Here is a 13,101-nt window from a genome sequence, read left to right on the forward strand (position 1 = left end):
CCTGTACAAATTTATACATGTATTCGCTTTAAAACCGCTCTGGCAACATGAGCCACAAACAGCCCGGTCGGTATCCCCAGCAAAATCAATACCGGCAGGATTGCCTGCATAAAGAACTGCTGATAAATGAGTGTTACAGCAATCACCTGTCCAATCGCATGCGCACTGCTTCCGGCAACACTAACCCCATAGATACTCATCGGTGTTTTTCTGGCAAGAATACAGGCCAGTGAGGACAGCAATACACCACACATCGACAGCCAGAAGCCCGTACCAAACAGCATCCCACGAAGCAGAGAGGCCAGTATAACACGCATCATGTTAACAGAGAGCATCACCTTTGCATCAAACAGATAATACGCAATCAGTCCTACGATATTTGCCAGACCAAGCTTGAATCCCGGTACCGGTACGGGTACAGGTATCATGGACTCAATCATATGAAAGAGAATACTGATCGCTGTCAGCATGGTAATCGTTGTCATTTTCTGTGTCCGGCTCATCATTGAATCACCGTATCCACAGCATCCTCATCGGCATCATTTGCTTCTATCTGCACGACGATGTTATTGGGCAGACACACAATCGGCCGATTGGCATCCTCTACCCAGCCCTGAATCGAGCATAAATGATAGGGACTGTTTTCCTTTTCCACACGAACCCTCTTATCCTTCACTTCCACCTGAACATCTCCAAGGGTACCCTTTACGGTATACACATCATTGATTTTCAGATCCTTTCTGAGAATTTCCTGATCCTTATAGCTGACAACAACTTCCTTTTCCTTACCGGCATCCTGATATGCGCTCCACAGCAGCGGCACATACAGCAGGCAGGCACAGACTGCGACGATCAAAATAAATACTTTATCTGCTTTATTCATAGATCCTCCAACATTATTATATTATACCCGAGAGGAAAGGGTTTGCAAACCTTTTTCTCAAAGAAACACTGACATATACAGCTTTTATTCTTCATACATCCAAATCCATTAACGCAATGATACAGAAATTAGCTGTTCCTACATCCATACAGCCCTTCCTAGTTTACCAGCTTCTTTTAAAACACACCAGCATAAGGCTCTGTTTATTTTTTACTGTATCTGCTCTCATACTCTCATTCATATGCGTCTGTTTTTTTCCATACTCACACCTACAGCTTTCACCAAAAGCAGCTGCCATTTCACAGGCAGAAATATCCATATCCCGAAAAACTGACCTGCATAAATTCGGAAGCTTTACAGAAATATTCACCTGCATATCTGAGGAGTTTATCATATTAAAAAAAGACATCTGCACACAGTAGGGCAGATATCTCAATATTATTTTGCGTTTTTCTCTGCATCCTGAATGGCTTTTATAAAGCCGTTCACACTGATGGTACAGCCGGTACGCACATCGTTGTTTTCCGCCTTTCCATCCTTGTTCAGCTTGATTTTATCAATTCCATGCTTTTCTACATATTTTTCAAAATAGGCAATCTGTTCATTCCATTCCTTTTTGATCGGACTTGCCTGCTTCATACCATATGCTTCACCAAGCTCCTTCTTCGTTTTATCCTTGCCCTTTGCGGTTTCGTCAATTTCAACCTCCGCAATTTTATCATTTTTCAATTTGACCCTTGCGGTTGTTTTTTCCCCATTATCATTCGTATAGGTTCCTGTGCCTTCCTTTTCCTCACTCTTTCCGCCGCAGCCGCACAGCAGTACGGAAAGACCCAGTAGCATTACCTGCTTTTTCATGCATATCATCCTTTCGCTGCTGTTAGTATGCTATGCATGCAGTGGCTTTATACTACTGCCAGTCAATTTCTCCATCATACAGCTGCTTCAGCTGATCCTGCAGCCAGGCATAGGTAAAGCTGGAGCTGATGGTTCGCTGCCCATGCGCCGAGGCCAGCTCCTCGCTGTAGGAGGAAAACGGCAGCAGCTGGAAATGATCATAGGAGCTGTCAAACTGATTGACAATCGGAATCAGTTTTTTATTGCGGACAGCGACCTTCTTTGTATCCCTGTTAAATTCCACATCACACTGAACGATACCACCCAGCTCATACATATTCGTAAACTGCTCACTGGCACGATCTACGCCCATGGCTGCCGATACGAAGTTTCCAAGGGAATACATTACAAACGTTTCCCTGCCATCCTTGTTTTTTAAGGTCTCCACCTTCTGCAGGCAGTGGGGATGATTGCCGACTATGATATCAACTCCCTGCTCATTCAGAAATTGTGCCGCTGATCGTTGCTGTGCATCCAGCTCATAGGTGAATTCCGTGCCCCAGTGCATAGCCGCAATGACAACATCCGCCTTCTTTTTTGCCTGCCGGATATCATCCTTCAGCTGCTTTTGATGCGCCTTATCAAATTCATGATTTTCATTCAGAAAATGATTCACAGCATAGCTGTACTTCTCCTCCACCGGCTGATTGGTATCATAGGTATAAGCAAGAATCGCAAAGCGTACACCGTTTCGCTCTACTACAAGCGTATCCTCACGCTGCTGTTGATTATCATATGCTCCCGTTGTTCGGATACCGTTTTTCTCCAGATTTTTTCTGGTATTACCAATTCCCTGCATACCACGGTCATAGCTGTGATTGTTCGCAAACGTCAATACATCAAAGCCGATTTCAGGCAGCTGTGCTGCAATTTCCTCGGGTGCATTAAAGGTATAATCACTGCCTGTGATCCCCAGCTCTTTTCCTCCCAGCACCACCTCCTGATTGCCAATGACAAGATCAGCATCCAGATAGGGCTTCACCTTATCAAAATAATCCCTTACATCATAGTCGCTTCCCATCCAGTTGTACAAGGCATCCTCAATCAGGATATCACCGGTAAAACGTAAGGATACCGTATGTATTGGATTTTCTTTTTTAACAGCCGGCTTCTTTTCTTGTTCATTTTTTTTGCTGCAGCCGCAAAGCAGAAGACATGCAGCACAGCATGTAATTAGTAATTTTTTCATAAATGCATTCCTTTCCCCTTATTATGTTACATTATAAAGCATCCGTTCACAGATGTTAAGCGATATTCCGGAAACCGCTGTCTTTTACACCTTTAATACCGGTTACAGAAATCATATTCTGGTTTATGATGTAGACACAAGGAGTCATAGCTGAAGCAGGATATAAAAGTAATATTTTATCGTACACAGGCACAGTGCTTTTGTATGAACACCTTCCATATGTTTACAGGGATACATAAGAAGCACAAAAAAAACGGGGATAGCTTGTCCTATCTCCGCTTTTCTATTTTATTCCGCGCTGTCCTTTGCACTCTTTGCGGCATCCATCAGATTTTTTATATTGATGGTGCAGCCAGCCAGAACATCATCGTTTACAGGATATCCTGCATCGTTCATTTCAACCTTGTCCAGCCCGTTTTTCTTAATGTAATTCTCCAGGAATTCCACCTGCTCATACCATTCTTTTTTTGCTTTTTTGCTGGCAGACTTCATATTATACTTATCGCCAAGCTCTTTTTTTGATTTTCCCTCTTTTGTTTCATCCAGACTGATGGCTACGACATCATCACCCTTTACGGTAATTTCCGCTGATGCGAAGTCTCCGCTCTTGTCTTTTGCGGATTCACCTTTTCCTGTTTTTTCAGGCTCGGAATTACCGCCGCAGGCTGCTAGTAACACTGTCATTGCTAGTAGTACTGTGAGTTTTTTCATTTACTATTCTCCTCCATGTGGCTGCTTATTTACAGCCTTCCTAATATCCCTCATCCTATGATATGATGTGGTATCCCTATGGTATCAGATTGTATCAAGAATCGTCAACCGTTTTGCTTACATTTTCACAAGTTAATTTTTACCAATGCAGCTGTTTCATTTATATTTGGGTAAAATCAGGGCTCTTCCCTGTTTACGACAGTACCTTTTTATGGCAGGTATAGGTGCTTTCATCGTTACGACTTCCCGATGACAGCCCTTGCCATATTCCCAACTGCTTGATTGGTGTGCATCAGAAATCCAAAATCGCATGAATGGCTCTGTTCCAGCCGTTTAGACAGGCATTTCTTTTCTGTTCATCCATTTGCGGCATGAATGTATGTGATATCTGAAACTGGGAACGGATTTCCTCCTTGGATTTCCAAAAGCCCATAGCCAGACCAGACAGATAGGCTGCGCCCAGTGCCGTTGTTTCACTGATGGTGGAGCGTACGATGCACGTATCGGTAATATCACTTTGAAACTGCAGGAGATAATCGTTCCTGCTGGCACCGCCATCTACCTGCATCTGTGCGATATCCAACCCGCTGTCCTGCTTCATCGCCTGCAGCACATCGTTGGTCTGATATGCCAGAGCTTCCAGGGTAGCCCGAATGATATGCTCCTGCGTTGTTCCTCTGGTCAGTCCAAACATTCCACCCTTTGCCTGCGGCTTCCAATATGGAGCACCAAGGCCGGTAAAGCTCGGTACGACATATACGCCGTCACTGTCCGCAACCTGTAAGGCGCGCTGTTCACTTTCCCCGCTGCTGTGTAAAATTTTCAAGCCGTCGCGAAGCCACTGGATGGCTGCGCCTGCCACAAACACGCTGCCCTCTAAAACATAATCCGTCTCTCCCTTGATTCTCCAGCCGACACAGCTGACAAGTCCATGTGCGGAATGAATCAAACGCTCTTTTGTATTCATCAAAAGGAAGCACCCGGTTCCATACGTATTTTTCACATTACCTGCATCGAAGCAGGTTTGTCCAAACAGGGCTGCCTGCTGATCCCCGATCAAAGCCGCAACGGGTATCGGATGATCAAACACACCACAGGTTACCCCGTATACCTCGCTGGAATCACGGATTTCCGGAAGCATACAGCGCGGGATATTCCAAAGCTTCAGCAGCTCCTCATCATATTGCAGAGTTTTCAGATTCATGAGCATCGTTCGGGAAGCATTGGAGACATCTGTCATATGCTTTGCGCCTTTGGTCAGCTTCCACAGCAGCCAGGTATCCATCGTTCCAAACAACAGCTCACCGCGTTCTGCACGCTTTTGCGCACCCTCTACATGATCCAGTATCCAACGAATCTTGCTGGCAGAGAAATACGGATCCAAAAGCAGTCCGGTCTTTTCACGAATCATTGCCTCCTGTCCTTCCTCCTTCAGCTTTTGGCAATAATCATCTGTCTGCCGGGACTGCCAGACGATGGCAAAATAAATCGGCTGACCGCTTTCCTTATCCCAGACAACCGTAGTCTCTCTTTGATTGGTAATACCGATAGCCGCCACCTGTGTATCCTTCACACCGGCTTTCGCCAGTACCTCAAACATAACACCGACGGTGCTGGCCCATATATCATTTGCATTTTGTTCCACCCAGCCCGGGTGCGGATAAAAATTTTCCAGCTCCTTTTGCGCTACGCCTACAATATTGCTGGCTTTATCAAACAGAATGGCGCGGGTACTTGTCGTTCCCTGATCAATCGCCATGACATAGGATGTCATATATGCTTCCTCCTTCATTATTTTTCTACATTATAACATAAATGATAGCGGTTTACATAATAAACAGGGCTATGGTCTCCCTTTTTCACAGCAGACAAAAGGAGAGCATTTATATGCTCTCCTGGCGTATTGTTTCCATCAGATTGTCATGCTTCATAGCATGCAGTGCGAGCTGCATACTGGTAAACAGCAGAATGGCAAGCAGACAGAGTATAAACAGCAGTCCCTGCCATGGAAACGTAAAAGAAAAGGCGAAATTAGTTTGCAGAATGGAGTATACACCATATATGATGAGGAAGGAGAGCGGTATGCCAAACAGCATGGTTCTGCCCAGATATTGCAAAAGCTCCATACGAATCATCGTGCGAAAGGCATGCGGTGTGATTCCAATCGATTTCAGCATGGCAAATTCCCGTCTGCGAAGGGCAATACCAGTAGATATCGTATTATAAATATTGGCGGAGCTGACCAGAAGGATCAGTGCCACAAATCCATAGAGAAAGATGTTCAGGAACAGTGAAAGCTGATTCTGCCGATCCTTTAATGCACGGATGTTGCTTTTATAGATTGTCCCTGCCGGATGCTGGGATTGCAGCTGTGTCAGCTCGTTTTCCAAGGCATAGGGCTGAGAGGAGCGATATTGAAAGGTCATGGACAGCAGATCATCCGGGATGTGCAGCTGCTTTTTCAATAGCTGCATGGACTGCTCGTTGGTTATCAGATAGATTGTATGAATATCATCGGTATTCGCGGGTAAAAACCACGGATGCACGTCACTGACGGCAGCAATCTTGATCGTTGTCTGCTTTTGACTGTTCGTAAGACCAGTCTGCATATGCATTCCCTGCTTTGCATCCTCCAGCAGCTGATAATTGGTAAAGGTGTTTTCATTTTTATAGGTCAGCGTGTTCAGCAGGATTGCCTGTACAGCATCACCTGTAAACGTTCCAACAGAAGCATTGGCCTCTCTTGCATAGCGCTCAAAGCCATCCACATCCAGAGCAATGACCTCCAGGTTTAAACGCTGCTCACTCTTTGTACTATCCAGATGCTGTCCCCGCTCAGCCAAAAGCTGCTGCAGCTGCTTGCTGTAGGCTGTCGTTGAATGATCCTGCAGCGTCACATGCTCCATATACAGAAACTCATCACTAGAGGGAAGCTGGGATAGCTGTTTGCGCAGCATATCCTGCTCCTGCTGCTTATATCCGCTGATTCCACCGGTTACATCCGCCGGTATCTCCCCCTGCGCCATCGCGAACGCCTGCGAGATATAGGTGGAAAAGCTGTAGGCTGTCATAAAGAGAACCATGCTGATGATGAGCGAGAACAGGGTTGCGTAATAGCGGTGTCTGCTGCGCTTCAGGTTTTTTGCGCCAAGCTCAGCGGAAAAGCCGAACCAACGGCGCACCCAGCGGGTTTTTCGTACATCCCTTGCACGGATACTGATATCCTGATTTTGCCGCAGCGCATCGATTGGGGTAATGCGGGATGCACGACGGGCAGGAATCCACGCACTGACCAGTAAAACGATGGAGGAAAATAAAATGGAAACAAGCACACTCTGCCAGGTGATGACAAGCCTCAGCTCAACCATGGTTTCAAACATTCCCTCGATCAGCGGCTGTATGCATAAAAAGGTGATACCGATTCCTGCATAACCGGCAAGGATGCCTATCGGAATCGCAACAATCCCAATCACAAATGCTTCAAAGAAAACAGAGGAGCGCTTTTGTTTTCGTGTTGCTCCAATGCTGGCAAGCATACCCAGATAACGGCTCCGCTGTGATAATGAGATGGCGAAGGCATTGTAAATCAGGGATATGGAACCGATCATGATGATGAGGGATACGATTCCTGTGGCAAGCGTAATCGTTGTCATAAAGCCGTTATCATCATTGATACCGTAAAACATCAGCAGGGTATTGTTGGCATTGATGGGTACATCTGCGACTCCGTAATCCTCTGCAATTTTCTGTGCATCCTCATAAATGGCTGCTGTGCGCTCCTTCATTGTGACAGAGACAACATACTGGTTATCCGCCGTTCCCTCATTTCCCTGAAACGGCAGATAAAAGGCATAGTTCTGACTTCCGAAATGCACCCTTCCATCATCTATAATACCGGTAATCTGAAAGGTTCGCTCTTCTGTGGGATGAAAATTTTTACTTGTTGCATCTGGTATTCCCCATTGCGAATATGTCCGTGTTCCATCCTCCTGCGTAATATAGCCGATGGGCAGCGTAATGCTGTCTCCGATTTTCCACGAGGTACCGCTTGTTTTAATAAAGCTTTCAGATAACAACAGCTCATTCTTATGCTGGGGAAGCCTGCCCTTTACCAGCTGCAAAGCATTCAGATGCAGATGCTCCATATCGTAAACCTGAAGCTGTATGTATCTGCGCCTTGTATCCTTTACATCCTTCAGATATGCACAGGTATCCTGATAGGAGATCAGGCTTTCCTTAATGCGCTCATCCTGTACCAGCTTTTCTGCCTGTGCGGCAGGTACATCATAAAATTCCATTTCAAAATCTCCGAAATTGGAACGGGCATTGCGCAGCATCAGATCCTGAAAGGACTGGGCGATTGTGGATACCGCTGCAATCATGGCTACGGACAGGATAACCCCAAAGACCGTCACCATCGTTCTCCGTTTGCTGGCGAGCATGCATTTCAATGTTACCCTCTGTATGATGTTCATCGGCGAATCACCTCATCACGTACAATGTGTCCGTCCTCGATTTTTAAAATCCTATCTGCCTGCAAAGCGATGCTTTCATCATGTGTGATGATAATCAGTGTCTGCTGCAGCTCATCATGCAGGCGTTTCAGCAAGTCGATGATTTCCCTGCTGTTGGCGCGGTCCAGATTTCCAGTCGGCTCGTCCGCCAGTACGATGGCAGGTGATGCCATCAGGGCACGGCCGATGGAAACACGCTGCTGCTGTCCGCCGCTGAGCTGGCTTGGCAAATGCTGCAATCGTTTCTCCAATCCCAGTGCCTGCACCATTGTATGCAGCTGCTTTTCATTCACCTTGCGATTATCCAGCAGCAGAGGAAGAGTGATGTTTTCCTCCACATTCAGCACAGGAATCAAATTGTAAAACTGATAGATGAGACCGATCTGTCTTCTGCGAAAGATAGCAAGTGCGGTTTCATCAAGTGCATACATATCCTTATCACTCACATATACCTTGCCGCTGCTAGGCTGATCCACACCGCCCAGCAGATGCAGCAGCGTGGATTTCCCACTACCGCTCGGCCCCACAATGGCGACAAATTCCCCCTGCTCCACTCGGAAGGATACATCATCCAGCGCACTTACCTGCGCTTCCCCCTGTCCATATCGTTTTGATAAATGCTCTACTCTTAAAATTTCCATAAGCTACCTCCTCAGCAATAGCATACCGCGCGCACATGACAGCTTCGTGAGCGAAGGATTACAAATTTGTCACATCCTTGTATATGCGTATGAGAAAACAGGCTCCCTGCTCACAAGCTAGTGCCTCCACATCGCCATTTTGCTGCTGAAACACCGCCTTACTCATGGCAAGACCAATTCCTGCACTGTCGCAGGAGGCATGCCTTCCCCGATAAAAGCGTTCAAAGATATGCGGCAGATCCTCCGGTGCGATTCCCTCACCGCTATCCTGAATCCGGATACAGGTATGCAGCGGATTATCCTGGACCAAAATATGGATACTGCCCTGTTGTGGTGTATGCTCCACACAGTTTTTCAATATATTCCCCAATGCTTCCACGCTCCATTTCGCATCCAGGGTCACGCAGAGCGCCTTATCACAATGAAGCGTACAGGTTTGCTCCTTTAGCTCCATCATGATATGCAGAGGCTGCAGACTTTCCTGTATAAGCTGATATATCACGACCTGCTGCGGGTGAAACTGCAAAACACGCGCATCAATGCGGGACAGCTTCAACAGCGTGGAAACCAGCCACTCAATGCGTTTCAGCTGCTGACGCAGAGCATCCACAAACTGGTCATGCTGTGCCTTGGACAGCGCCTCATCCTTAAGCAGCTCACTCATCACCATCATGGAGGTCAGCGGAGTTTTTAACTGATGGGATATATCCGAAAGGGAATCAGCCAGAAACAGCTTGTCCTTTTTCAGGCTCTCCTTTTGCAGCTGCAGGGTGCGTGTGATTTTATAAAGATCACTGTACAGAATACTCAGCTCTCCTTCCTTGTATTGCGGAATGTCAAAAACACCGTCCCCCTGATAAACCTGCTGCAGATACATGGACAGCTTTTTTAGCTCTGCATAGCGATAGTGACTCAGCAGCAGATACAGAACCAGCAGCACCCCCTGAGAAAGCAAAGCTAAAAGCATTGCTTTCATAGAAATCTGAAGCAGCAGGCAAGCGGTAAACAGCATGACGGCAAGACTAATCCACAGCGCGATACGAAGCTCTTTATTACGCAGCATGATGCAGCTCCAGCCGATAGCCCAGCCCGCGCACAGTCACAATAATTGTCGGATTCTTTGGATCACGCTCCAGCTTTTCGCGAAGACGCTTCATATACACACTCAGAGTATTGTCATTAACAAAATCACCGGCTACATCCCAAATCCCCTCCAAAAGCTGAGAACGGCTAAGCACCTGCTGCGGATGATTGACCAATACCATAAGCAGGCGGTATTCCAGTGCAGTCAGCAGGATTTCCTCCTGTTCTTTGTATACCTTCCCCTGCTTTGGATAGATGCTAAGATACTGGATTTGTATGATGTCTTCCTCCTGCCTGTGATAGCGGCGCTGTACACTGCGCATACGGCTGAGCAGCTCATTGATACGAAACGGCTTCGTAATATAATCATCACCACCCATATCCAGCCCCATTACGACATTTCCCTCATCATCCAGGGCAGTTAAAAAGAGTACCGGAACATCCTGCCGGCTTTTTGCATAGGTACAGATGTCATATCCGCTCCCATCTGGCAATCCGACATCCAGCAGAAGCAAATCAAAAGCCTGCTGGTGAAGCTGCTGCAATGCTGCCTGCTTGCAATCACACCATACCACCTCATAGCCTTCCTTTTTCAATGTATAGACAAGCCCCATGGCGATGGCCTGATCATCTTCGACAAATAATACATTCATACACTATCCAACCTTTCCTTTTCTGTATTATAAAAAATAAATACCGCCCTGTCTATGAGTGTGACAAAACTGTCACTCTAAGGAGAACTGAACATATTCCAATACCAGCATATTTATAGCCGGCGTTTCAAGCACAGGAATACACAAAAGGGCACGGATTCCCCTTCCTTAAGGAATTCATGCCCGTTTTACCCTATTCTATGCTCTTTATTTTTCGCACAGGAAATTGGATTTCCGTGAGCCACTCCTCCTCACTGTCCTTATTCCAGATACCGTCAATGTACGATTCTCTTTGATGGCCAATGATTTCATAGCCGCTGTCTTCGATGAACGAGACGATTGCATGATAAGCCTGGGGGAGTGTCCGGTATGGCCCCTTATGCATAACACAGGCCGCAAGCGCAACAGAGGGCAGGTCACGGAATTTCAAGTCACCGCGATCCTCTTTTCGTTCCGTTACCGCCTCGCAGATTTCTGCATCCACATCCTGCTCACGATATGCATCATCATAATACATGGTAAAGCAATACTCCGGCTCGCTGCACGCACAACCAGCCTTCTCCATTTCCAAGCCCATGTCCGGCATCTTATAAAACAGATCTGCATAGCTGTCCAGATGCACCCGCATGGAGGCAATTGTCACCGCAGGCAGTGACTTCAGGACAACGCGGTAATCATCCTCCAGATGTCCCCCAGTAAGATAGCCCTCCACACGCGCCAGCTTTTCGCTTGTTTCCGCTATAATTTTCAACAGCTCCTGCTTTCTTCTCTGCAGCAGCTGTTCTTCAGATGCGCCGTGACAAACCTGCCGTATTTCTTCCAGGGAAAATCCCATATCCCGCAGAGCCAGTATTTTATGCAGCGGAAGCAGCTGATCTGAAGTATAATAGCGATACCCGCTGTCCTCATCCACATAGGCAGGCTTCAGTAAATCTATTTCATCGTAATGCCGCAGTGTTTTCACAGTAATGCGGTTCATTTGTGAAAAAACACCAATACGGTACAGCTTTGCCGATACATTCTGATGACAGAAAAATTCTTTATTCATATGGTCAACCGCCTTTCTTATTCCCACTTAAAGGATACTACAGATATGATACTGCCGACAACAGCAAATACGATCAGAAGAATAACAGATATCCATATCTCTTGACTCCACATATCCAGAGATACCGCCTTCAGCAGCTTAATGCCATGTGTCAGCGGAAGGATATTGCATACCCTTTGCACAGCTTCCGGAAACAGCTCGAAGGGGATCGTAGCTCCGGATAAAAAGAGCATGGGAAAATAGACAAAGGTCGTGACGACATTTGCAATTTTTACGGTCTTGCACAGACTGGCCAATATCATACCGATGCTGTACATGGAAAGCATGACCAGCAGAAAGGCTCCCATAAATAGAATCGGATTTCCTTCCATGCGGTAACCGAAGCCAAAAACAGCCAACAGCGTGACCAGAGCTGCCGAGAAGACTGCCGTCAGCATGCCGATCACCACCTGTACTGCCAGTATCATAAGCGGACGAATCGGAGTCGCAAAGAAATGCTTCAAAATTTTCTTGTCCCGGTAATCGGCAATCGTCAGCGGCAGCCCCATGAAGGCAGTCGCACAGATTCCCACCGTCAGCAGAGATGCAAATGCACTCTGTAAAAATGAATAATCTGCACCGCCTGCGGATTGTGAGCCCGCAATTACTGCGATGAGAAGCAGTACCCCAACCGGCATGCCGATTCCGAAAATGACACCATCCGGACAGCGCAGACTCAGCTTTCCTTCTACCCTTAAAAAAGTCAGAAATCGTTTCATATATTCGTTTCCTCCCTACTATACCAAAGATAAGCATCCTCCAGATTTTCACAGGGACTGCTTTCAATGATTTCCGCAACACTTCCCTCGCATAGCCTTCTGCCTGCTTTCAGGATCAACACCCGGTCACAGAGATTTTCAGCTTCTTCCATATAGTGTGTCGTTAGAAAGATCGTCATTCCCTTTTGCTTCAATCCTTTCAGAATATGCCATACCTCACGGCGTGCAGCTACGTCCAGACCTGTTGTCAGCTCATCCAGAAATATTACCTTCGGTTTTGGTATCAGCGCTACTACAACGGAAAGCTTCTGCCGCTCCCCTCCTGACAACTGCTCCACCTTCTGATTTACGTATGCTTCCAGTTGAAACTGCTTCAAGAGAGCATGATAATCTGCCGGGTCATGATACAGCGCCGCTGTTTCCTCGCATACCTCACTAACACGTATATTGTTCGCATGTGCTTCGTGCTGCAGCTGCACGCCAACATGCTCAAACAATGTTTTTCTGCTTTTAGCTGCATCCTGTCCCAGAATACGGGCGCTGCCATGATCCGGCCTTGTCAATCCTAAAATGCAGTCGATCGTCGTGCTTTTCCCGGCTCCATTGTGTCCCAGCAGGCCGAATACCTCTCCCTGCTCTACTGTAAAGCTCAGATTATCCACAACTACGCGTCCGTTATATGTCTTTGTAATATCGAAAGCTTCAATACTTTTCATTGTAATTC

Annotated in this window: 13 protein-coding genes; all 13 read right to left on the reverse strand. The window is 46.6% G+C overall.

The genetic code is table 11. The features are described from left to right. Positions 1-11: 11 nt before the first annotated feature. Positions 12-503 carry a heptaprenyl diphosphate synthase gene (locus GKZ87_12350; GenBank protein QSI27953.1) on the reverse strand — a complete coding sequence of 164 codons (492 nt, stop codon included), beginning with the start codon at positions 501-503 and terminating at the stop codon, positions 12-14. Beyond that, complete coding sequence (locus GKZ87_12355; protein ID QSI26225.1) at positions 503-883, reverse strand: NusG domain II-containing protein; 381 nt, start codon at positions 881-883, stop codon at positions 503-505. The genes GKZ87_12350 and GKZ87_12355 overlap by 1 nt, the downstream gene beginning before the upstream one ends. 438 nt (positions 884-1,321) lie before the next feature. Then, entirely contained in the window at positions 1,322-1,741 is a 420-nt protein-coding gene (locus GKZ87_12360; protein ID QSI26226.1) for an FMN-binding protein, read from the reverse strand. A gap of 52 nt (positions 1,742-1,793) precedes the next feature. After that, positions 1,794-2,969: a CapA family protein gene (locus GKZ87_12365; GenBank protein ID QSI26227.1), complete on the reverse strand. Its 1,176-nt coding sequence runs from the start codon at positions 2,967-2,969 to the stop codon at positions 1,794-1,796. A 288-nt stretch (positions 2,970-3,257) separates the two neighbouring features. Then, entirely contained in the window at positions 3,258-3,680 is a 423-nt protein-coding gene (locus GKZ87_12370; GenBank protein QSI26228.1) for a hypothetical protein, read from the reverse strand. 292 nt (positions 3,681-3,972) lie between these two features. Next, the gene (gene glpK / locus GKZ87_12375) at positions 3,973-5,454 is read right to left on the reverse strand and encodes a glycerol kinase GlpK (GenBank protein QSI26229.1); all 1,482 of its coding nucleotides are present in this window, start codon (positions 5,452-5,454) and stop codon (positions 3,973-3,975) included. A gap of 109 nt (positions 5,455-5,563) precedes the next feature. After that, positions 5,564-8,155 carry an FtsX-like permease family protein gene (locus GKZ87_12380; protein QSI26230.1) on the reverse strand — a complete coding sequence of 864 codons (2,592 nt, stop codon included), beginning with the start codon at positions 8,153-8,155 and terminating at the stop codon, positions 5,564-5,566. Beyond that, positions 8,152-8,835: an ATP-binding cassette domain-containing protein gene (locus GKZ87_12385; protein QSI26231.1), complete on the reverse strand. Its 684-nt coding sequence runs from the start codon at positions 8,833-8,835 to the stop codon at positions 8,152-8,154. Before GKZ87_12385 ends, GKZ87_12380 begins: the two co-directional genes overlap by 4 nt. A gap of 58 nt (positions 8,836-8,893) precedes the next feature. Continuing rightward, positions 8,894-9,898 (reverse strand): sensor histidine kinase, encoded by a 1,005-nt coding sequence (locus tag GKZ87_12390; protein QSI26232.1) that lies wholly within the window; start codon positions 9,896-9,898, stop codon positions 8,894-8,896. Continuing rightward, positions 9,888-10,571, reverse strand: coding sequence for a response regulator (locus GKZ87_12395; protein QSI26233.1), 684 nt, complete (start codon positions 10,569-10,571; stop codon positions 9,888-9,890). Before GKZ87_12395 ends, GKZ87_12390 begins: the two co-directional genes overlap by 11 nt. 193 nt (positions 10,572-10,764) lie before the next feature. Continuing rightward, positions 10,765-11,619, reverse strand: coding sequence for a MerR family transcriptional regulator (locus GKZ87_12400; GenBank protein QSI26234.1), 855 nt, complete (start codon positions 11,617-11,619; stop codon positions 10,765-10,767). Between the two features lie 17 nt (positions 11,620-11,636). Continuing rightward, positions 11,637-12,377: an ABC transporter permease gene (locus tag GKZ87_12405; GenBank protein QSI26235.1), complete on the reverse strand. Its 741-nt coding sequence runs from the start codon at positions 12,375-12,377 to the stop codon at positions 11,637-11,639. Then, positions 12,374-13,093: an ATP-binding cassette domain-containing protein gene (locus GKZ87_12410; GenBank protein ID QSI26236.1), complete on the reverse strand. Its 720-nt coding sequence runs from the start codon at positions 13,091-13,093 to the stop codon at positions 12,374-12,376. The genes GKZ87_12405 and GKZ87_12410 overlap by 4 nt, the downstream gene beginning before the upstream one ends. Between the last annotated feature and the right edge of the window lie 8 nt (positions 13,094-13,101).

This window comes from Erysipelotrichaceae bacterium 66202529 (assembly GCA_017161075.1).
Classification (GTDB): Bacteria; Bacillota_I; Bacilli_A; order Erysipelotrichales; family Erysipelotrichaceae; genus Clostridium_AQ.

What these genes read in the sequence shown, in the direction of transcription:
- GKZ87_12390 (QSI26232.1), bottom strand. Translation starts at nt 9,898, where the DNA reads ATGCTGCGTAATAAAGAGCTTCGTATCGCGCTGTGGATTAGTCTTGCC.
- GKZ87_12405 (QSI26235.1), bottom strand. Translation starts at nt 12,377, where the DNA reads ATGAAACGATTTCTGACTTTTTTAAGGGTAGAAGGAAAGCTGAGTCTG.
- GKZ87_12385 (QSI26231.1), bottom strand. Translation starts at nt 8,835, where the DNA reads ATGGAAATTTTAAGAGTAGAGCATTTATCAAAACGATATGGACAGGGG.
- GKZ87_12380 (QSI26230.1), bottom strand. Translation starts at nt 8,155, where the DNA reads ATGAACATCATACAGAGGGTAACATTGAAATGCATGCTCGCCAGCAAA.
- glpK (QSI26229.1), bottom strand. Translation starts at nt 5,454, where the DNA reads ATGACATCCTATGTCATGGCGATTGATCAGGGAACGACAAGTACCCGC.
- GKZ87_12360 (QSI26226.1), bottom strand. Translation starts at nt 1,741, where the DNA reads ATGAAAAAGCAGGTAATGCTACTGGGTCTTTCCGTACTGCTGTGCGGC.
- GKZ87_12355 (QSI26225.1), bottom strand. Translation starts at nt 883, where the DNA reads ATGAATAAAGCAGATAAAGTATTTATTTTGATCGTCGCAGTCTGTGCC.
- GKZ87_12410 (QSI26236.1), bottom strand. Translation starts at nt 13,093, where the DNA reads ATGAAAAGTATTGAAGCTTTCGATATTACAAAGACATATAACGGACGC.
- GKZ87_12350 (QSI27953.1), bottom strand. Translation starts at nt 503, where the DNA reads ATGAGCCGGACACAGAAAATGACAACGATTACCATGCTGACAGCGATC.
- GKZ87_12395 (QSI26233.1), bottom strand. Translation starts at nt 10,571, where the DNA reads ATGAATGTATTATTTGTCGAAGATGATCAGGCCATCGCCATGGGGCTT.
- GKZ87_12370 (QSI26228.1), bottom strand. Translation starts at nt 3,680, where the DNA reads ATGAAAAAACTCACAGTACTACTAGCAATGACAGTGTTACTAGCAGCC.
- GKZ87_12365 (QSI26227.1), bottom strand. Translation starts at nt 2,969, where the DNA reads ATGAAAAAATTACTAATTACATGCTGTGCTGCATGTCTTCTGCTTTGC.
- GKZ87_12400 (QSI26234.1), bottom strand. Translation starts at nt 11,619, where the DNA reads ATGAATAAAGAATTTTTCTGTCATCAGAATGTATCGGCAAAGCTGTAC.